We start from the raw sequence: 21770 nt of genomic DNA, 5'->3' as shown, positions 1-21770 counted from the left end.
GGGAGAAAAACAAGCTCTCCGCTCGCAGACTGCTATTAAGGAGGACGCAGATGTTAAACGCCGAGTTCAAAAAAGAAACTTTTAAGAACAGTGTGAGAGAGAATGTAAAAATGCTGTACAGAAAGAACCTGGAAGAGGCTTCCCAGCAGGAGATTTACCAGGCAGTCTGCTATGCAGTAAAAGATGTTATTATTGATAACTGGCTGAAAACCCAGAAGGCAATGGACGAACAGGATCCGAAAATTCTGTACTATATGTCCATGGAGTTCCTGATGGGACGTGCACTTGGAAATAACCTGATCAACCTGACTGCATACAAACAGGTACAGGAAGCTCTTGAGGAAATGGGACTGAACCTGAACCTTCTGGAGGACCAGGAAAGAGATCCGGCTCTTGGAAACGGCGGTCTTGGCCGTCTGGCAGCATGCTTTCTGGATTCTCTGGCAACTCTTGGCTATCCGGCGTACGGCTGCGGTATCCGTTACAAATACGGTATGTTTAAACAGCAGATCCGCGACGGTTATCAGGTAGAAGTACCGGATAACTGGCTGAAAAACGGCTATCCGTTTGAGCTGAAACGCCCGGAGTATGCAAAAGAGGTAAAATTTGGCGGATATGTGGCACAGGAGTACGATGAGGCTACCGGACGTGTAAACTTTGTACAGAAGGATTACCAGTCTGTCAATGCAATTCCTTACGACATGCCAATCGTAGGATATGATAACGATGTTGTAAACACTCTGACCATCTGGGATGCAGAGGCTATTCAGGATTTCTCCCTGGATTCCTTCGACAAGGGTGATTACCACAAAGCTGTTGAGCAGGAAAACCTTGCAAAGACCATCGTAGAGGTTCTGTATCCGAACGATAACCATTACGAAGGAAAAGAGCTGCGTCTGAAACAGCAGTATTTCTTTATTTCTGCAAGCGTACAGAGAGCAGTTGCAAAATACAAAAAACATCACGATGATATTACGAAGCTGTATGAGAAGGTTACCTTCCAGCTGAATGATACCCACCCGACCGTAGCTGTTCCGGAGCTGATGCGAATTCTTATGGATGTGGAAGGCCTTGGCTGGGATGAGGCATGGGAGATTACGACAAAGACCTGTGCATACACGAACCATACGATTATGGCAGAGGCACTCGAGAAATGGCCGGTTGACCTGTTCTCCAGACTTCTTCCGCGTATCTATCAGATCGTAGAAGAGATCAACCGCCGCTTCCTGATCCAGGTAAGAGAGCAGTACCCGGGTGATGAGGAAAAAGTCCGCCAGATGGCAGTGATCTATGACGGACAGGTTCATATGGCTCGTCTGGCTATCGTAGGCGGATATTCTGTCAACGGTGTTGCAAAGCTTCATACCGAGATCCTGAAAAAACAGACCTTAAAAGACTTCTACGAGATGACTCCGGAGAAGTTCAACAATAAGACGAACGGTATTACACAGCGTCGTTTCCTGCTTCATGGAAATCCGCTTCTGGCTGACTGGGTAACTGAGTATGCCGGAAATGGCTGGATTACTGACCTTCCGAAGATCAAAAAGATCGCTGAGCTTGCAGATGATACACAGGCACAGAAGGAATTTATGGAGATTAAATACAAAAATAAAGTTCGCCTGGCAAAATACATCAAAGAGCATAACGGCATTGATGTAGATCCGAACTCCATTTTTGATGTTCAGGTAAAACGTCTGCATGAGTACAAACGCCAGTTTATGAACATTCTTCATATCATGTATCTGTATGACCGTCTGAAAAAGAACCCGGATATGCCGTTCTACCCAAGAACCTTCATCTTTGGAGCAAAAGCTTCCGCCGGCTATGAGCGTGCAAAAGCGATCATCAAACTGATCAATTCCGTTGGGGATGTCGTAAACAACGATCCGACCATCAAAGGAAAGATCAAGGTTGTATTTATCGAGGATTATCGTGTCAGCAATGCAGAGCTGATCTTTGCCGCTGCTGATGTTTCCGAGCAGATTTCCACCGCAAGTAAAGAGGCTTCCGGTACCGGTAACATGAAGTTCATGCTGAACGGCGCCCTGACTCTCGGAACGATGGACGGTGCAAATGTTGAGATCGTAGAGGAAGTTGGAAAAGAAAACGCCTTCATTTTCGGACTTTCCGCAGATCAGGTTATCGAATATGAGAACAACTATACCTATGATCCGATGAGCTACTTTATCCACGATCAGGATATCCACAACGTAGTCATGGATCTGATCAGCGGAAGATACTCCAACGGTGACACGATGATGTTCCGTGATCTGTATGACTCCCTGCTCACACCGAAGAATGCTCCGCGCCCGGATATGTACTTTACCCTGGCAGACTTCAAGTCCTATGCGGCAGCACAGGAGCGTGTAGAGGATAAATACAGAAATACTTCTGCATGGGCAAGAAGCGCAATCCTGAATACCGCACACTGCGGAAAATTCACATCCGACCGTACGATCCAGCAGTATGTGGATGATATCTGGCATCTGGACAAGATCACAGTCAGAAAGTAATCGGAATCAAATATAAGTAAAGTCAGGGGACACCTGCTTTTCCGGGAAAAACCGGAGGGGCGGGTGTTCTTTTTTTGATGCCCGCTGGAAGGATTTGCATCCCGAAAAATGCCCGCAAAACAGGCATTCTTTTGACATTCTACGGGGAGTGTGGTACACTGTTCGTGTCTATGAACTAAAACAATCTGAAATGTATTGAGGTGAAAAAGATTGGATAAAGCTGAATATCAAAGCCGGCTGGAAGAGCTGAACAGTCTGGTAAAAAAAGAGGACTATGAGGGGGCACTTGCAGTTGTAGAAGCCGTTGACTGGCGGCGTGTCAAGAGTCTGCGCACGCTCGGCATGGTAGCGGATGTCTATGAGGCGAACAAACGATATCCGGAGGCGAAGAAGATTCTGCTGATGGCGTATGACCGTTCCTCCATCGGAAAGGGCATTCTGTACCGCCTGGTAGAGGTCTCCGTAAAAATGAAAGACTTTGATGAGGCGATTGACTTTTACAACGAGTTTGAAGCAGTCGCACGTCACGATAATTCCCGGTACCTGCTGAAATACAAGATTTTAAGAGGACAGAAAGCGCCGCTTGAGGAGCAGATTTCCCTTCTGGAGGAATACAAAGAGCGGGAATTTACCGAGAGATGGGCATATGAACTGGCAAACCTTTACAGCAAAGCCGGAGAGACGCAGAAATGCATCGATGCCTGTGATGAGCTGATCCTGTGGTTCAGCGAGGGCAAATATGTGACAAAGGCAATGGATCTGAAAATGAAGTACGAGCCGCTGTCACCGTCCCAGCAGATCAAATACGAGCATCGTTTTGACTACAAAAAGAATGAAGAGCCGTCCGAGGATCCGGAAGCACTTGAAGTGCGGTTAGCCGGAGAGAGCGGAGCCGGTGAAATGGCTGCGACGAAAGAGCCGGCAGAGACGCCGGAAGTAAAACCGGTAAACGGCGGTGTGATGAGCCAGTATACAGCCGGTGAAGAAGAAAAAGAAGCCGGTTCGCCGTACGAAGCATATGAGAAAACACAGCAGGCCGAGGCAGATGCAGAGCAGGTGCAGGAGTACGAAGCACTGCAGCAGACAGAGGAGCCGATCGAGGAGATTCCGGAAGAGCAGGCGTATGCAGACAGCACGCCGACGTACCTTGGAAATACGATCGATCTTCACGCAGAGCTTGCAAAGAGCATCCGCGATGTCTTCTCCTTCCGCGGAAAGAAACAGGAAGAGACGGCAGTCGAGGAAGAGACAAGCGAAGAGCCGGTACAGTACGAAGTAAAAGATCTGGAGCCGGAGCAGCTTGATGTAAACGTAGAGGTATCCCCGGATGCCAACACGACGATCAAGACAAGACCGCAGCCAAAACCGAAGGAAAAAGCCGAGCCGGTAATGCCGAAAGCACCGAAGCCGGAGAAGAAATACGAAGAGCCGGACCTCGAAGCACTGTTCCAGGAGACCGCAGCAAACCTGTCGGAGAAAGTTGCGGAGGAAGAAGCAGAAGAGCCGGCTGAGCAGGCAGCAGAAGCCGAAACCGCAGAGCAGCCGATGGATCCGGAGTCCGAGGCAGAGGCACGGGAAACGGCTGAGGAGCCGCAGGCGGAAGCAGAGCCGGAAGAAGATGCAGAACCGGCAGATGAAGCGGAAACCGAAGAGATTACAGAACCGGCGGATGAAGCGGAAACCGAAGAGGCTGCAGAGCCAATGGATGAAGCTGAGACCGAAGAGATTATAGAACCGGTAGCCGAGGAGGCTCAGGCGGAAGCCGAAATTGAGGAAACCGTAGAACCGGTGGAGACGCCGTCCATGGATGCAACGGTTGTCATCCCGGATCTGAAACCGGCAGAGGAGACACGGCCGACCATCGATTTTAGTGAGCTTCAGGCAGCGCTGAACGCAGAAGTGCAGGAAGCTGAAAAAGTATCGGAAATCGAACTGCCGGACGAGCCGGAAACCCCGGCCGAGACTGAGCCAGCCGATCCGTTTGAGCCGGCAGGAACCCAGCCGATCGAGATTACCCCGGAGGAAATCGAAATCGAAGTTCCGACCGAGCCAAAGCGTGAGCGCGTATCCGATGCGACGATCAACATGAGCATCGAAAAAACAACGGATGCCACCGTTCAGCTGATCCGCGACAACATTCCGGAAGGAACTGTTGCGAAATCGATTGAAGAGGTGCTCCGCGAGGAGACGCCGGAGGAGGCAAGACTCCGCATCCTGAACGACACCCAGCCGGATAAGCTGAGTGATGAGCAGAAAGCGCTGTTTACTTACTTTGCGAAAGTTCCAGGCATGGATATCCAGATTCTGGATGCAATGCATGGTGTTTATCATTACGCAGGCGACCGTACTTCCCGTCATGGAAACATTGCCATTATGGGCGGATACGGTACTGGAAAAACGAAGCTGTCGGAGGATCTCGTCCGTGCAATCTGTGCTGACTTAAAACTTCCGGCAACGAAGATGGCCCGTCTGGATGCATCTGTTCTGAACAAAAAGGACTGTGCGCAGATTGTTTCAAAGCTGGCGGGAGGTTTCCTCCTGATCGAGCGTGCCGGTCTGATGTATCCGGAGACGATCGAGAAGCTGTCGCAGGCAATGGATTTCCGTACCGACAGTCTGGTTCTGATCATCGAGGATGAGAAGGTCAGCATGAGAGGTCTTCTGCGGAATTACCCTGATTTTGCGAAGAAGTTTGAGACGGTCATTTCGATTCCTGTTTTCACGAACGACGAGCTGGTTACGTTTGCCCGCACGTATGCGCGTGAGAATGGATACAAGATGGACGAGATGGGTGTGCTTGCTCTGTATACACAGATTGGCAACAATCAGAAGGAGGGCGAGCCGATGACGATTTCACAGGTCAAAGATATGGTGGATCGTGCCATCGCCCATGCAGAAAAGGGAACCCGTAAATTCGGAAGACGCATGTCCAGAAAGCATACCGATGCGGACGACCGCGTGATTCTTTACGAGAAAGACTTTGAGTTCTAAATACATGGAGAATTTATGGAGAAAGTAAAACCGTGGCTCGGGGAGCCGCAGAATACAATAGCCGTACTGCAGAAGTACGGCTTTGTATTTCAGAAAAAGTATGGTCAGAATTTTCTGATCGATCCACATGTGCTGGATAAGATTGTAGCCGCTGCAGGTATCGGGCCGGACGATTTTGTTGTGGAAATCGGACCTGGTATCGGTACGCTGACGCAGTATCTTGCGTATGCTGCGCGGAGTGTGTGTGCGGTGGAAATTGACAAGAATCTGATCCCGATTCTGGAGGATACGCTGTCGGATTATGATAATGTTGAGGTTATCAACAATGATGTTTTGAAGGTGGATCTGGCGGCGCTGGCGAAGGAGAAGAACAACGGACGGCCGATCAAGGTTGTGGCGAATCTTCCGTATTATATTACGACGCCGATTATTATGGGATTGTTTGAGAATCATGTGCCGGTGGATTCGATTACGGTTATGGTTCAGAAGGAGGTTGCGGACCGGATGCAGACGGGGCCGGGATCGAAGGATTACGGGGCGCTGTCGCTGGCGGTGCAGTATTATGCGGAGCCGTATATTGTGGCGAATGTGCCGCCGAACTGTTTTATGCCGCGGCCGAAGGTTGGAAGTGCGGTGATCCGGCTGACGCGTCATGAGGTGATGCCGGTGGAGACGAAGGATGAGAAGTTGATGTTCTCCATTATTCGGGCGTCGTTTAATCAGAGACGGAAGACGCTGGCGAACGGACTGAAAAATTCGGAGCTGCTGCATTTTTCGAAAGAGGAGATTGAGGCTGCAATCACAGCCTGCGGCTGGCCGCTTACGATTCGTGGGGAGGCATTGAATTTACAGGAGTTTGCGCGGTTGACGGATGAATTGTGTAAATAGAGGGGACACCTCGCCGCCGCCCGTCCGCCCTTGCGTGATGCGCATGGCAGCGGTGGAAAAGGGCATGAAAAAAAGCACCGTTGGCGAAACAGTGCTTTCTTTCATTTTTATTTTTAAAGGAAGGAGAGCCGATTTTCTAATCGGCAATATGAAAAAGAAAATTGTGTAAATAATGTTGGCATTCATTATTTATGCTTTTAGTATACGGGTAAATTATGTTGAAAGCGTGTTCATGTTGTAAAAAAATCATGAACAAATTGTGACTATTCAGAGCCATGCGAAATTTCAGAACAAATTGCGAATCATGCTTGCATGAATGAGCACTTTTTTCTGAAATTTCATATGGCGAGAAGCCACATCAAGATGCAGCGCAGCGGAATCGAGATGGGGCTCTGCAGCACTGCCTTTTTTGCATTATTTTCGGGTCTTGCTATAGGTTACAGGTCCAGCAGCTTAAAGGTGGAAATTCCGAGGAAGTTCCGGGAGCAGAGGCTGATTCCGCCCATGAGGACGGAGACATCCTGCAGGTGAGCCGGGAGGACGTGGAGGTACCAGCGGAGGCGGTTCTGGATTCCGGAGGTGATTTCGTCGATCAGACCTGGGATGTAGTTGGTGAAGGAGCTGTTGATGACGATGACGTCCGGGTTGAAGGTGTGGAGAACCGTGTTCAGGCTGATTCCGATGTAGTGGGTGAAATCCTGCATTACTTTGCAGGCGTTGGGGTTGCCTTCCTGGTAATACTGGATGAAGCGTTCGACGGAGACGTTTTCTAAGCCTTCGGCGGCGGCAAAATCGTTCAGGACGGAGGCTTCGGAGATGTACTGTTCGAGGCAGCCGTGGTTGCCGCAGGGGCAGGGCCGGCCATCGGGGAAGAGGATGGTGTGGCCGAATTCGCCGGCGTAGCCGTTCTGGCCGGTGTAGAGTTCGCCGTCAATGAGGATTCCCATGCCGACGCCTTCGTGGATGTTCAGGAAGATCATATTTTTAAAGTGCTCTGCGCAGGCGGCTTCGCCGATGACGGAGAGGTTGGCTTCATTTTCTACGATGACAGGGACCTGAAATTCTTCTTCGAGGTAGTTTTTCAGGTTGGAGTGTTTCAGATCGTAGTAGGGTGTGAATAAAACGAGGTCGTCGCAGACGACGCCGTAGATTCCGATGGAGATTCCGACGAGGCCGCACGGGGTCTTGGGGAGGTCGGATTTGGTTTTGTGGAGGAGGGAAATCAGGTATTCCTCCAGGGAGAGGGATGGATCAATCGGGTATTCTTTTACAGTACATGATTTTCCCTTCAGATCTCCGGTGAGAATGGTGATCTTTTTTACGCCGAGATCGACGGCGATGATGGAACCGCAGCGATTATTAAAAGTAAGCAGAATCGGTTTTCGACCCATGGAAGTTTTTTCGGCGCTGCCGAGTTCTATGACGAGCTGGCGGTCGAGCAGTTCCTGGACGATGGTGGATACGGTTGCTTTTGTCAGATGCAGCATTTTCGCCAGATCTGCGCGGGAAAGCGGCGGATGGTTGGCGATTGCCTCGAGAACCAGGGCGCGGTTCATGTCTCGTATATATTCCTGATTTCCGGTACTCATAAAAAATCCTCCATTCTGCCGCATTGGCTGTACATCAATCTTAACATAAATGAGAGAGAAATGACAGGGAAAATCGGGGATGGGCAATACGAATAGAAAAATTAACGGAGAAAAACGATTTCTAGACAGAGTAGAGAGTAAGGGACAGAATTAGAAATAAAATATGTGATAAATACACAAAGAAAGTATAAAATAATTCTAAAAAATGTACAGATTCACAGAAGATTCACTGCACGTTCATAATCTGTTCATAATTAATTGGTATAGTTATCTCAGTTCCAAAGGAACAGCGTGTATGCAATCACTACACAATTAAGATTTTTTCATAATAATAGCCCAGGCGCCGAGAGGTTCCTGGGCACTCCTCGTTTTTGAGGAATTTTTGATCTTGGGACAGACGGAAATCTGTGTAGACAGGGTAGTGATCTTTTTCTTGACTTTTGCGAGAAGCAGCCTTATAGTATAAATATAATAACAATTACTGTTATCGAAAGATACGAAAGGAAAAAAACTATGTCAACACTCAAGTATAGCAGACAAAGAGAAAGCATCAAAGTCTGCCTTCAGGGGCGAAAGGATCACCCGACCGCAGATATGCTCTATACCGATGTACGGAAAGAATTTCCCAATATCAGTCTTGGCACAGTATACCGGAACCTGTCTCTTCTTTCTGAATTAGGAGAGATCAAGCGTCTTACAACAGGAGATGGCCCGGACCGGTTCGATGGAGATACTTCCACGCATCACCATTTCATTTGCAGAAAATGTCACTGCGTGACAGACCTTACAATGCGTGACATCAGCGAAATCAAGAACGTAGCAGCGGAAAATTTCAGAGGTACGATCGAAGATTACTCTGTGAATTTTTACGGCATCTGCGAGAACTGCAGAAATCACCCGGGGAACGTATAGCATCCCCAGGAAGAAAGAAAAAATTAAAAATAGGTATTGACAAAAAGGGAAGCTTATGCTAAAGTAATATCAGTAACAGTTACTAATATCAAAAATAAAAAACTGTTATAAACCACAAAATTGGAAATGATAAAATTAAATACACAACAAAAAGAAAGGAAAGAAAGACTATGAAAAAATTTGTATGCAGCGTATGTGGATATGTTTATGAAGGAGCAGAAGCACCGGAAGTCTGTCCGATCTGTAAAGCACCGAAAGAGAAATTTATCGAGCAGGGCGAGGATCTGACCTGGGCAGCAGAGCACGTAGTTGGCGTAGCATCCGACGTTCCGGAAGATATCAAAAAAGACCTGAGAGCCAATTTCGAGGGTGAGTGCTCCGAGGTTGGTATGTACCTGGCAATGTCCAGAGTAGCATTCCGCGAGGGATATCCGGAAGTAGGTCTGTACTATGAAAAAGCAGCTTACGAAGAAGCAGAGCACGCAGCAAAATTCGCAGAGCTTCTCGGCGAAGTCGTAACCGACAGCACCAAGAAAAACCTGCAGATGCGTGTAGAAGCAGAGAACGGCGCAACCGCTGGTAAAACAGATCTTGCAAAACGTGCCAAAGCCCTGAATCTTGATGCAATCCATGACACCGTGCATGAGATGGCAAGAGATGAAGCTAGACACGGAAAAGCTTTCGCTGGTCTGCTGGCCAGATATTTCGGTAAATAAAAAATTTTTAGTAGAATAAATTTATTGAAGAGAGAATGGAGAAATCTGTTCTCTCTTTTTGTGCGTTTTTTTCTGCATTTCCTATGTCTTTTTCGTGTACAGCTGTCTTTTTGATAAATCCCAAGGAAGAAAATGTGTTTTTAATTTTAATGCCGGAAACAATACGGTGCATGGGGGATTGCTATAAGTAAAGAAAAGCTGATAAGCTGGGATTTTTATGATTTATTCACAGCTTATCAGCTAATACACATCAATTATTGAGACAGTTGTATATTGAACAGTGTTGAGAAAACATAATAGAGTAATCTGATTTTATTCTTCTATTCGTTTTTTGTCATAGCAGATAAAGGTATAAGTTCCATTATCTGCGAGAGGATGTGTTTCACCAGAAAAAACAAAATTGCGATCCGTAACATTTCCAGAACGAATATCCTGACATACTTTAATCACATCTTCTAAAGTGGTTGGCTTGGCATCTCCATTCCCATGTGAGATCAGGACACGATCATATTTTCCAGCAGTTTTTTTCTGTAACTCTTGTAAATTTTTTTCATAGGAAGCAAGTCCCGTGGAAAATTTGTCAAACAGGAATAAAAATGGATTGCAGGCATCACCGAGAAGAATTGTCCGCTCTTCCGGAATCAGCATGACAACACTGCCCAGGGTATGACCGGGTAATTCATAAATAACAACATGAATTCCACCAAGTTCAAAAACATCACCTTCCTGCAGGTTATGAAATTTTTCAAATGGAGCAGATGGTATCATATCTGTTTCTTTGATAAGCCCTTTTTCAGGACACAATCCTTTCGCGCCTTCCAGACGGAAGCCTTTTTCAGAATGAAGCTGATATACGGATTTATCCTTATGATTCAGATAAATTTCTTCAAATTCATTGGCACCCATGGCGTGATCTACATGACCGTGGGTTATCAGGACTTTTAATGGCTTGTTAGTCAGGTTATGGATACAGTCTTTTAAACTATAGAACCCGCATCCAGTGTCGATTAGGACAGCTGCTTTGCTGCCTTCAATCAGATACATAAATTCTGTGCAGAATCCATGAATTCTTGTAATGTGTTCTGAAATTTTTTCAGTTTTAAATTGCATAGTAGAAACCCCCATTCCTTTTACTATAGCTCTAAGTATAGCATAGAAATTGACGGAAAAGTTATTGAAAAGCAGCAAAAATATAGAAATAAATTTATAAAAACACAGCGGAGAAATTTCGCGTGTCGAAAAATATAAAAAAAAGATAAAAATAAGATCAAAAATATAATATAAAACAAAAATCATATTTGATATACTGAGATTATTCAAAATCATATGAGTTTGTAGGAGCTGAAATTTGCAAATTTTAAAAGGGAAAATGCTTATTGTCTAATATCAGAGAGGTTTTTAAAGGAGGTTTTTATGAAACGAAAAATAATATCAGTGATGCTAACGGGCACTATGATCGCAGGAATGCTTACAGGCTGCGGTTCAGACAGCAGCAGTAAGAGCAGTGCTAGTGTAAATTCTGGATCGTCAGAAACTGAAACGGAGACTACAAAAGCAGACACAGAAGAAAGCGATGATAAGACACCAGTTACATTTGAATATTTCAATGCAGATGGTAAAAATGGAAATTGGGATAATCCGGTAGCGAAAGCGATCACAGAGGCAACAGGTGTTACGTTGGATGTCAGCTATCCGGTTGCATCGCAAGGAGATGCAAAAGAGGATGTTGCGTTGATGATTGCAAATGATGAATATCCAGATTTGATTTATGCAAAAGCGAATGCAACGGATCTGTATGCAGCAGGCGCTCTGATTGACATGACAGATTTGATTGAAAAATACGGACCAAATATTAAAAAAATGTACGGAGATGAGCTGGAAAAGTTACAGTGGAGTAAAGACGATCCGGGAATTTATCAGCTGTCTTATGCGGGTGTAAATCAGAAAACACTGACAACAGGAGGAACTTGCCAGATCCAGTGGGCTGCACTGAAAGAGAATGATTACAAATATCCAAAAACAATAGATGAATATGAAAAAATGATCAAGAGCTATTTGGCAGCTCATCCAAAGACAGAAGATGGTTTGGATATGATTGGAATTACTATGAGTGCAGCAGACTGGCATTGGCTGATTACACTGAGTAACCCGGCAGGCTTTATCGCAGATGCAGCGCCGGATAATGGACAGTGGCTGATTGATGATGACTATACAGTACATTTAAAAACGGTTACGCCGGAAGAAAAAGAGTATTTTAGATGGTTATGCCGTATGTACAATGAAGGAATTCTGGATCCGAATTTTGCAACACAGACGGATGATGACTATATTGCAAAGGTTGCCAGCGGCCGTGTTGTTGCCTTGACAGATTCAGAATGGCACTATAGTCAGTGTGAAACAGCATTGATGGCTGATGGAAAAGTAGATCAGACATATGTTGGACTGCCGGTAACCTTAAGAGAGGATCAGGTCTGCAAAGCTCTTTTGTATCAGGGAACAACGGTCGGATATGGAATGGCAATTACAAAAAGCTGTGAGGACCCAGTTCGTGCAATCAAATTCATAGATTATCTGTGCTCGGATGAAGGACAGATTTTATATCATTGGGGAATTGAAGGAGAAAATTATTTCCTGGACGAAAATGGAAAGCCGTATCGTACCGATGAAGAAGTTGCCAAAGCACAGTCAGATCCAGACTATCATAAGAACACAGGTATTGATAACTATACTGGATTTCCAATCTATGGAGCAGGTTCTTACACTGAGGATGGATTCCCGTATACTCCAACGACGAAGGAATCTGTGATTGCAAATTATAACGAAGCGGAAAAAGCCGGATGCGAGGCAATGGGAATCGAAATGCTGACGGATATGTTTCCGCAGCCAGAAGAATTTGAGCTTCTTCCATATTCTGCACTCTGGGCATATCAGCAGCCACAGGAGCTGACCGAGCAGCAGAATACAATTTCAGATATTACTTGGCCAGGGCTGGTAAAATGTGTTTCGGGTACAGAAGAGGAATTTGACGCAAATTGGGACAACATGGTAAACGAACTGGAAGAAAATGGTCTGGCGGATACAGAGAAGGCTGTTACTGAATTCCTTGCTACGAAACTTGTGAATACTGATAAATGAAAAATCTAAATTTCCCGGCTATACTGGGAAGAATAGAGTAGTTGAAAACGTTGATGATTGCAATAAAAACGCCAAACTTCTATGCAGCAATGAAGTTGACACTGCAAGCTAAATTTACGTCTAGAACAGGTACGAATCTTACATACAAGTCGCTGTATACCAGTGAACTGTAATCAGCTTTAGTCCGCGATTATGATAGCCTGGTTGATTTTTTACTTGAATTGAGTATAATAAGTAAGAACAGAAATGTTCTTAGAGGAGTGTGGTTAAGTATCACACTCCTCGTTACATATGAGATATGGATAGTAAAAAAGAAAGGGATTCCAACATGGAAAAACAGACAGGCTGTGTCCACATCTACTGTGGGGATGGAAAAGGAAAGACGACTTGTGGTATGGGGCTCTGCACGCGTGCGGCAGGGTATGGATACCGTGTTTTAATTTATCAGTTTATGAAAGATAACAGCACGAGTGAGCGGAAGGTGCTCTTGCTGTCGCCAAATGTGACGTTTGTGCCGGGACAGGACAAGATAAAGTTTTCATTTCTGATGACACCGGAGGAGAAGGCAGAGCAGAAGCGGTATTATGAAGAGCAGTTTCAGAAAGTGACAGAAAAAGCAGTTCAGGAAGAATACGATGTGCTGTTCCTGGATGAACTGGTCTATACGATCGGAAGCAAACTGTTTGATGAGCAGCTCCTTCTGGATTTTCTGGATCACAAGCCGGAGAAGCTGGAAGTGATTCTGACAGGGCAGGGACCGTCAGAGGCGCTGATTGAGCGTGCAGACTATGTTTCGGAGCTGAAAAAAATCAAGCATCCGTTTGATAAAGGCCTTGCGGCAAGAGATGGAATCGAGCGGTAACGCTGAAAAAAACAAGAAAAAAGATACTGTTTTGCGGGGAAGATGATTCCATGCAGAACAGTATCTTTTTTCTTGTTTTTGCGGGCAATGAACCAAAATCCGTGATGAACCAAGTTTCTGGTGATTGCCGCGATAACCTGAGAAGTATCTGGAAGCCGCTGTAAGACAGAAAATAACGTTATTATTTCGCACCGCGATCCGCAATCATTTTCGTGGATTTCTTCACGCAGTACAGACATGTCGGTGCGATATAGCAGCAGGCGGCGAGCCACGCAGCCTGATCCGCAAAGCAGATTGCGGTGAAGCCAAACGCACCGACAAATCCCAGGCAGACAATCGTCCGTGCCAGCATCTCCATTACGCCGGAGAAAACGGCTCTTCCCGAGTAGCCAAGTCCCTGCGTTACCATACGGCAGACATTCAAAATACCAAGCAGCCAGTAGAAAAATCCGAGGCAGCGCAGATATTTTGCAGAAGCGTTGATTGCTTCAAAAGCAGAGCTGACAATAAAGAGTTTCGTGAGCGGCCGTCCGAAGAGAATCATGATGACACCTGCAAACGCACCATAGCCGACACCGACAAGCACACCCTGGCGGAGTCCCTGACGGATTCGCTTTGACTGGCCGGCTCCGAGATTCTGACTGCAGAAAACGGAAGCCGCGGTACTGATCGCATCAAACGGGCACATCATAAACTGTTTGATTTTCATAGCAGCTGTGAACGCCGAAACATAAACACTGCCAAGTCCATTATTCGCTGACTGCATTACCATACTGCCGATCGCCGTGATCGAAAACTGCAGTCCCGTCGGAATGCCCATTGCGAGGAGTTCCTGCGCGGCATCCTTTCGCAGAGTGCGGTTTTCCTTTGTCGGAAGCAGGAGCTTTACCTTACGGGAAATAAAAAACAGACATAAGAGTCCGCTGATCGCCTGGGCGGAAATCGTCGCAATCGCCGCGCCTGCGCACCCCAGATGCAGAATGATAATACAGAACAGGTCGAGGAAAATATTCAGAATTGCCGAAAATGCCAGAAACAGAAACGGTGTGCGGCTGTCCCCGACGGCGCGCAGGATGCTGGAAAGATAATTGTACAGAATCGAAAACGGAATTCCGAGGAAAATCACAAGCTGATATGCGTAAGCATCCGCGAAAATATCGGACGGAACCGACAGCAGGTGCAGAATCGGTGCACAGAGTAAACTGCAGAGTGTGGTCAGAATGGCCGCAATCAGGACAGCAAGTGCAGCACCATTAAAAATATAATCGCGCATTTTATCAAGCTTTCCGGCGCCGAAATACTTGGCAACCGGGACACTGAATCCCGTGCAGCTTCCCATACAGAAGCCGAGCACCAGAAACTGTACACTGCTGCTTGCACCGACGCTGGCGAGTGCCTCCGGGCCAAGTGCCTGGCCGACAATCGCCGCATCAATGATGTTATACGTCTGCTGCAGCAGATTTCCGATGAGAAGCGGAAAGGCAAACGAGAGCATCAGCTTTACCGGATTTCCCTTTACCATAGATGTTGCCATAAAAAACGCCTCCCCTGCTTAATATGCACGTGAATTATAAACGAGCGCCGTCTTATTCAGGTTCTGGATCATGAAATAGTCGGCAACGAGCTGGCCAATTCCGCCGGTCAGGTAGCCGAGCAGCGTCCACAGAAGAATGGCGGAACCGTTTTCCTCAATCATCACACCGTAGCGGTCGTAGGATTCGCGGTACATGCGGTTCGCTTGTTTGTAACGCCAGTAAACGCCGTAAATTCCACAGGTAACCCAGGACAGAAGCAGCACGATAATGTAGTTCGGGCTGTCTTCGCCGTCACCGTAAAAGACGGTGTTCAGGTCTTCCACATAAACATACCAGAAGTAGATCGAGTAAAGTCCGCACGTCAGAAATGTGAGCAGAAGATAGAACCAGAAACTGCGGTTGTCTTTTACATTCATTTGTAAATACCCCCTTTAATTAAGATAGAACCATTGTAGCACGCGCCCGAGAGAGGGGTCAATAGAAAGGAGCGGGTCGTGGTAATAAATGCGCCAGGCATAAACGGCGAGAAGCAGTACGACAAGCACCGTAATGATCCCCTTTTTAAAACGCCGAAGTCCCGCCGTCTGTTCCGGCCCGAAGAAGAGCCAGACACCTGCGGGCAGCACGGCATAGACAAGCGGATGCATCCGAAACGCCGCCTGAAAATGACCGGAGAGCATTAACAGTACCGCGCGGCTCATTCCGCAGCCCGGGCAGGAAATGCCTGTGAAAAAACGGATCGGACAGCCGATGCCTGTGAGGGTGATGAAGGCGACGTAAACGCCGAGGAGCAGGCAGAAGAAAAAGAAATCGCGGCAGCGTTTCCTCAGAAAAGAAAGATACGCGCTGCCGCGGCCGGGATCACGTTTCATGGAGTTTGGTGACGGCGTATTCATATAAAGCCTCCTTGCGCTCGCTGTCGGTCGTGAGAAAATGCGAGTACAGAACGTCGATCATAACGAGAATCGGGAACTGCGGAGAGATTGCGCCGCCGTTTTTCAGATGCTCTTTGACCGCAAGCAGCAGGACTTCATCGCAGAAGGCATCGTAATCGCTGGAGCTGCGGGAAGTAAAGAGAATGGTAGAGGCTCCCTTTTCCTTTGCGGCTCCGAGCGCACGCAGCACCTCCGGTGTCTGTCCGCTGACGGTAATGCCGATTGCAGCGCAGCTCTCATTGAGCAGAACGGCATTCATTTTCATGATGTGAATGTCGGTAATTGCTTCAATATCCACGCCTGCAAGCATAAAACGCAGCTTCATTTCCTGGGCGGAAAGTCCGGAGCTTCCAAGACCGTAGACATACACCCGACGCTTCGAAGTGAGAATATGGCAGATGCGGTCAATCTGCGCGCGGTCGGCGAGCGAGTAGCTTTTATTCAGCAGCTCCTGATACGTATTCAGCACCTGTTTGATGTGATCGTCCGTGCCAGGCAGTGCGGCGTTCAGGCCTTCCTGGTAACGGTAGACAAATTCGCGGTAGCCCGTGTAGCCGCATTTTTTCGCAAAGCGGGAGAGCGAAGCCTCCGAAACATAGAGCAGTTCCGAAACGTGGCGCGCGGACAGATCCGACTCGTCGGTATTATGAATAAAAAAATCTGCTACCGTCCGTTCCAGGGGAGTGAACGAGGGATAGACAGACTCAATGACAGGAATAATCGATTTTTCAAAGTGTTCCATGGAACGTAAGTCCTCCTGGTATCTGTAAATATCTGAAAAAAATTCAGATCAGTTCTTGCTTTATTGTATCACAGGCAGAGTGGTGAATCAACTTTCAATTGTGTGTGAATTGCACGGGAAAGCGGGCGGAAAAATGGAAAGAACTTTAATGACGTGAAAGTAATTTCTAAAATATAAAAATAGTTGAAAATAAAATCAACATAAATTATAATCAGAACAGATCAAAGAAAGAAGGCAAGACAATGATTATCAAAAACGGACGTGTATTTCAGGAAGACGGAACGTTTGCGGAAAAAGATCTTTATATAGAAGGAAAACGTTTCGTTTCCACAAAAGAAGAAGTGATCGATCAGGAAGTGATCGATGCGAAAGGCATGATGGTTCTGCCGGGACTGGTTGACGTACACAGCCACGGCGCTGCCGGACATGATTTTTCAGACGGAGACGTGGAAGGTTTAAAAGAGATCCTGCGCTACGAGAAAGCGCACGGCATCACCTCTTACTGCCCGACATCCATGACACTGCCAAAAGACGATCTGCTGAAAATCTTCGGAACCATCGAAGCAATCAAAGATGAGCCGGAAGCAGAAGTGATCGCCGGCGTCAACATGGAAGGACCGTTCATCGATCCGATCAAAAAAGGCGCACAGGCAGAGGAGAACATCGTGGCTCCGAACGCTGAGTTCTTCCGCGCATGCAATGCGGCGAGCGGCGGAAAAATCCGTCTCGTGACACTGGCCCCGAACATGCCAGGTTCTCTGGAATTTATCAAAGAAGTTTCCGATGAAGTCATGGTTTCCATCGGCCATACAACAGCAGATTATGACACCGCGCTGGCTGCCATGAAAGCAGGAGCACACCATGTCACCCATCTGTACAACGCCATGCCGCCGTTCGCACACCGTAACCCTGGTGTCATCGGCGCCGCATTCGACGATCCGGAGTGCCGCATGGAGCTGATCTGTGACGGCTATCACATTCACGGTGCGGTTGTCCGCGCGACCTTCTCCATGATGGGAAGTGAGCGCATGGTTCTCATCAGCGATTCCATGATGGCAACGGGAATGCCGAACGGAACGTATTCCCTCGGGGGACAGGCTGTCTGGATGAAAGACGGAAAAGCAACCCTGACCGACGGTGAGACCATCGCGGGTTCCGCTACGAACCTGTACGACTGCATGAGAAAAGCAGTTTCGTTTGATATTCCGCTGGCAGATGCCATTTTTGCGGCAACAAGAAATCCGGCACAGAGCATCGGTATCTACGATGAAGTAGGATCCATTGCACCGGGCAAAAAAGCGCATGTACTTCTGGTGGACGACGAACTGAACCTGAAACAGGTTATTATGTAATTTATTATATAGAAGAAATTTGGAGGAAAAACAAATGTTATTAATTGAAGCAAAAGATTACAATGATATGAGCAGAAAAGCAGCAAACATCATTTCCGCGCAGGTGATCATGAAACCGCATGCAGTGCTCGGCCTTGCAACCGGATCTACCCCGGTCGGCGCTTACAAACAGCTCGTTGAGTGGTACAACAAAGGTGACCTTGATTTCGCAAATGTCACCAGCGTAAACCTGGACGAGTACAAAGGACTCTCTCCGGAGAATGATCAGAGCTATCGTTACTTCATGAACACCAACCTGTTCAATCATGTCAACATCAACAAAGAGCGCACCTTCGTTCCGAACGGACTGGAGCCGGACAGCGAAAAAGCATGCGCAGCTTACAACGAAATCATCCGCAGCGTCGGCGGCATTGACCTGCAGCTTCTTGGACTTGGAAACAACGGCCACATCGGATTCAACGAGCCGGGCGCAGCATTCGAGAAAGAGACACACTGCGTTGACCTGACCGAGAGCACCATTCAGGCAAATAAACGTTTCTTTGAAAAAGTAGAGGATGTTCCGACCCAGGCATACACCATGGGAATCAAGAACATCATGCAGGCAAGAAAAGTTCTGCTGATCGTCAGCGGCGAAGGAAAAGCAGAGATCCTCGACAAGGTTCTGTACGGACCGGTTACTCCGCAGGTTCCGGCTTCCATCCTGCAGCTTCACAACGATCTGACAGTTGTAGCAGATGAAGCAGCAATGTCTGTGATCAAAGCAAACCACAGATAATTGTTACGATGAATGAAAGGTCCGCCGAATGGGGAGAATATGAAAAAATCCCCGTACGGCGGGCTTTTTTGCGGTTTACAAATCCATGTAAATGTGTTAGCATAAAACTAGCGCACAAAAGCAGTGCATAAAATGAAAACACAGTGACGAAGAGAGTACATCTGCATTCGCAAATTTACAGAGAACACCCCCGAAAACCATTCCGGTTTTGCAGGCTGAGAGGGGAGGAGGAGCGGCAGATCGAACATGGCTTCCGAGAGGCGCACCGAACCGTGAGAACAACAATCTGAAACGGTAAGGCTGCGACAGGTTCCGCCTGTTACAGCGGAGAGGTATAGCACATGTACCTGCAGAGGTTTCTGCCGTGAGGCAGGGACGAAAAGAAGTGGTATCACGGGTAAACAAACCTGTCTTCTTCCGACTACAAGAGAGCGGAATAAGGCAGTTTTTTTATTTGAAAGGAGAAATGAAAGCAATGGAAAAAATCAGACCAAAATATTATATCACCACGGCGATTGCCTACACATCCGGCAAGCCGCACATCGGAAACACCTACGAGATCGTACTCGCGGACAGCATCGCCCGCTTCAAACGTCAGCAGGGCTACGATGTATTCTTCCAGACCGGAACCGATGAGCATGGCCAGAAGATCGAGCTGAAAGCAGAAGAGGCAGGTATCACGCCAAAAGAATTCGTAGACAACGTATCCACCGAGATCAAGAGAATCTGGGATCTGATGAATACGTCCTACGACAAATTCATCCGTACCACCGACGCCGATCACGAGGCACAGGTACAGAAAATCTTCAAAAAACTGTACGATCAGGGAGATATCTACAAAGGATATTACGAAGGTCTTTACTGTACACCGTGTGAATCCTTCTTCACCGAGTCCCAGCTCGTAGACGGAAAATGCCCGGATTGCGGACGCCCGGTTACGCCGGCAAAAGAAGAAGCATATTTCTTCAAGATGAGCAAATATGCACCGAGACTGATCGATTATATCAACACTCATCCGGAATTCATCCAGCCGGTTTCCAGAAAGAACGAGATGATGAACAACTTCCTTCTTCCGGGACTGCAGGATCTCTGTGTATCCAGAACCTCCTTCACCTGGGGAATCCCGGTATCCTTCGACCCGAAGCACGTTACCTATGTATGGCTGGATGCACTGACCAACTACATCACTGGAATCGGTTATGACTGTGACGGAAACAGTTCCGAGCAGTTCAACAAGCTGTGGCCGGCAGACCTGCATCTGATCGGAAAAGACATCATCCGTTTCCATACCATTTACTGGCCGATCTTCCTGATGGCACTTGATCTGCCGCTGCCGAAACAGGTATTTGGTCATCCGTGGCTGCTGCAGGGCGACGGCAAGATGAGTAAATCCAAAGGAAACGTGATTTACGCAGACGATCTGGTAGACCTGTTCGGCGTAGACGCTGTCCGCTACTTCGTTCTGCACGAGATGCCGTTTGAGAACGACGGTGTCATTACCTGGGAGCTGCTGGTTGAGCGTATGAATTCCGACCTTGCCAATACTCTTGGAAACCTGGTAAACCGTACCATCTCCATGAGCAACAAATACTTCGGCGGCGTTGTGACAAAGACCGGCGCAGCAGAAGAGGTGGATGATGATCTGAAAGCAGTCGTTACCGCAACAAAAGCAAAAGTTGCTGCAAAGATGGAAGAGCTGCGTGTGGCAGATGCAATGACTGAGATCTTTGGTCTGTTCAAACGCTGCAACAAATACATCGACGAGACGATGCCGTGGGCACTGGCAAAGGATGAGGCAAAGAAAGACCGTCTGGAAGAAGTTCTGTACAACCTGGTAGAGAGCATCACCATCGGCGCATGCCTGCTCGAGTCTTTCATGCCGGAGACCACCGAGAAGATCCTGGCTCAGTTGAATGCAGAGAAACGCAGCTACGAAGAGCTGGATCAGTTCGGACTGTATGTATCTGGCAATAAAGTAACCGATCAGCCGCAGATCCTGTTCCAGAGACTCGATGTCAAAGAGGTTATGGAAAAAGTAGAAGTGATCCAGGCAAAACAGAAAGCTGCCATGGCTGCCGCATCCGGAGAAGAAGAAAAAGAAGAGGAGGCAGTGATCGACCTTGAGCCGAAGGAGGAAATTACCTTCGAAGATTTCGGAAAAATGCAGTTCCAGGTAGGTGAAATCATCTCCTGCGAGCCAGTGAAGAAATCGAAAAAACTTCTCTGCTTCCAGGTCAAAGTAGGAAGCCAGGTAAGACAGATCGTCTCCGGAATCAAAGCATATTACAAACCGGAAGACACCATCGGAATGAAGGTTATGGTCCTCACCAACCTCAAACCAGCCAAACTGGCAGGCATGATGTCTGAAGGAATGCTCCTCTGCGCCGAAGACGCCGAAGGCAACGTATGCCTCATGACCCCGGAAAAAGCAATGCCGGCAGGGGCGGAGATCTGCTAAGGTGTTGAGCTGTTAAGCGGAAAATAGAATAGAATGAAAGTTGAAATCCCTTTCCATATGTATAGAGCGTGTGGGGAGGGATTTTTTGTATTTGAAAAAGTTAAGGAAAACGTCATATAAAGATTCTGAATTTTATGATAATATAATGATAAAGAGAGAATATTTGAACGGGTTTATCGAATATGACAACAGAAAGGAGGAGTGTTGAATGAGAAAAATGCGGACGTTAGTTCTGGTTTTACTGCGCGTCCAGAAGCGCCGCTTTTCATCCAAAGGCGGTGCGCGGACATTTTGGGAATCCGGCTTTAGCAAGCCGGTAAAGAAAAGTATCAAAGACGTGAAACGCGTCACTTTAGCGTCATCCGAT

The 21770-nt window shown here is 47.3% G+C and carries 16 protein-coding genes; 10 read left to right on the top strand and 6 right to left on the bottom strand.

Annotation, left to right across the window (positions count from 1 at the left end):
• Window positions 1-50: 50 nt before the first annotated feature.
• From ACY2VW_RS09200 to rsmA, 3 genes are all read left to right on the top strand, one after another.
• On the top strand, window positions 51-2513 hold the full coding sequence (locus ACY2VW_RS09200; RefSeq protein WP_461874302.1) for a glycogen/starch/alpha-glucan phosphorylase: 2463 nt from the start codon (window positions 51-53) through the stop codon (window positions 2511-2513).
• A gap of 210 nt (window positions 2514-2723) precedes the next feature.
• On the top strand, window positions 2724-5504 hold the full coding sequence (locus ACY2VW_RS09195; RefSeq protein ID WP_461877859.1) for a tetratricopeptide repeat protein: 2781 nt from the start codon (window positions 2724-2726) through the stop codon (window positions 5502-5504).
• 15 nt (window positions 5505-5519) lie between these two features.
• A complete protein-coding gene (gene rsmA, locus ACY2VW_RS09190; RefSeq protein WP_022461748.1) occupies window positions 5520-6392 on the top strand; it encodes a 16S rRNA (adenine(1518)-N(6)/adenine(1519)-N(6))-dimethyltransferase RsmA in 873 nt (290 codons plus the stop codon).
• Between the two features lie 437 nt (window positions 6393-6829).
• Here the strand turns inward: rsmA and ACY2VW_RS09185 are convergent, their stop codons facing one another.
• Window positions 6830-7981 carry an ROK family protein gene (locus ACY2VW_RS09185; RefSeq protein WP_461877858.1) on the bottom strand — a complete coding sequence of 384 codons (1152 nt, stop codon included), beginning with the start codon at window positions 7979-7981 and terminating at the stop codon, window positions 6830-6832.
• 513 nt (window positions 7982-8494) lie between these two features.
• Here ACY2VW_RS09185 and ACY2VW_RS09180 point away from each other — a divergent pair.
• A complete protein-coding gene (locus ACY2VW_RS09180; protein WP_117814367.1) occupies window positions 8495-8893 on the top strand; it encodes a Fur family transcriptional regulator in 399 nt (132 codons plus the stop codon).
• 170 nt (window positions 8894-9063) lie between these two features.
• Window positions 9064-9609, top strand: coding sequence for an NADH peroxidase (locus tag ACY2VW_RS09175; RefSeq protein WP_022462914.1), 546 nt, complete (start codon window positions 9064-9066; stop codon window positions 9607-9609).
• Between the two features lie 312 nt (window positions 9610-9921).
• Here the strand turns inward: ACY2VW_RS09175 and ACY2VW_RS09170 are convergent, their stop codons facing one another.
• Window positions 9922-10719, bottom strand: coding sequence for an MBL fold metallo-hydrolase (locus ACY2VW_RS09170; RefSeq protein ID WP_238061470.1), 798 nt, complete (start codon window positions 10717-10719; stop codon window positions 9922-9924).
• Between the two features lie 303 nt (window positions 10720-11022).
• Here ACY2VW_RS09170 and ACY2VW_RS09165 point away from each other — a divergent pair, with 303 nt between their 5' ends.
• Together ACY2VW_RS09165 and ACY2VW_RS09160 are read left to right on the top strand one after the other, a co-directional pair.
• Window positions 11023-12744: an extracellular solute-binding protein gene (locus ACY2VW_RS09165; protein WP_461877857.1), complete on the top strand. Its 1722-nt coding sequence runs from the start codon at window positions 11023-11025 to the stop codon at window positions 12742-12744.
• Between the two features lie 328 nt (window positions 12745-13072).
• Window positions 13073-13606, top strand: a complete 534-nt coding sequence (locus ACY2VW_RS09160) for a cob(I)yrinic acid a,c-diamide adenosyltransferase (RefSeq protein WP_022462915.1) — start codon at window positions 13073-13075, stop codon at window positions 13604-13606.
• A 181-nt stretch (window positions 13607-13787) separates the two neighbouring features.
• On the opposite strand, the gene ACY2VW_RS09155 is transcribed toward ACY2VW_RS09160, so the two are convergent.
• Genes ACY2VW_RS09155 through ACY2VW_RS09140 form a run of 4 tightly spaced genes read right to left on the bottom strand, consistent with a single transcriptional unit; the run spans window position 13788 to window position 16818 of the window.
• Window positions 13788-15140, bottom strand: coding sequence for an MATE family efflux transporter (locus tag ACY2VW_RS09155; protein ID WP_461877856.1), 1353 nt, complete (start codon window positions 15138-15140; stop codon window positions 13788-13790).
• Window positions 15141-15158: 18 nt separating this feature from the next.
• Window positions 15159-15557, bottom strand: a complete 399-nt coding sequence (locus tag ACY2VW_RS09150) for a DUF4234 domain-containing protein (RefSeq protein ID WP_461877855.1) — start codon at window positions 15555-15557, stop codon at window positions 15159-15161.
• Between the two features lie 15 nt (window positions 15558-15572).
• Entirely contained in the window at window positions 15573-16037 is a 465-nt protein-coding gene (locus ACY2VW_RS09145) for a DUF2752 domain-containing protein (protein WP_461877854.1), read from the bottom strand.
• Window positions 16003-16818, bottom strand: a complete 816-nt coding sequence (locus tag ACY2VW_RS09140; protein WP_022462919.1) for a MurR/RpiR family transcriptional regulator — start codon at window positions 16816-16818, stop codon at window positions 16003-16005. The genes ACY2VW_RS09145 and ACY2VW_RS09140 overlap by 35 nt, the downstream gene beginning before the upstream one ends.
• Window positions 16819-17060: 242 nt before the next feature.
• Between ACY2VW_RS09140 and nagA the strand changes: the two genes are divergently transcribed.
• From nagA to metG, 3 genes are all read left to right on the top strand, one after another.
• Window positions 17061-18170, top strand: coding sequence for an N-acetylglucosamine-6-phosphate deacetylase (gene nagA, locus ACY2VW_RS09135; protein ID WP_055220960.1), 1110 nt, complete (start codon window positions 17061-17063; stop codon window positions 18168-18170).
• A 34-nt stretch (window positions 18171-18204) separates the two neighbouring features.
• A complete protein-coding gene (gene nagB, locus ACY2VW_RS09130; RefSeq protein WP_117761352.1) occupies window positions 18205-18945 on the top strand; it encodes a glucosamine-6-phosphate deaminase in 741 nt (246 codons plus the stop codon).
• Window positions 18946-19420: 475 nt separating this feature from the next.
• A complete protein-coding gene (metG, locus tag ACY2VW_RS09125; protein ID WP_461877853.1) occupies window positions 19421-21403 on the top strand; it encodes a methionine--tRNA ligase in 1983 nt (660 codons plus the stop codon).
• Window positions 21404-21770 lie beyond the last annotated feature (367 nt).

The sequence above is a fragment of the Fusicatenibacter sp. genome, from assembly GCF_977045365.1.
This window is presented reverse-complemented; position numbering and strand designations above follow the sequence as displayed.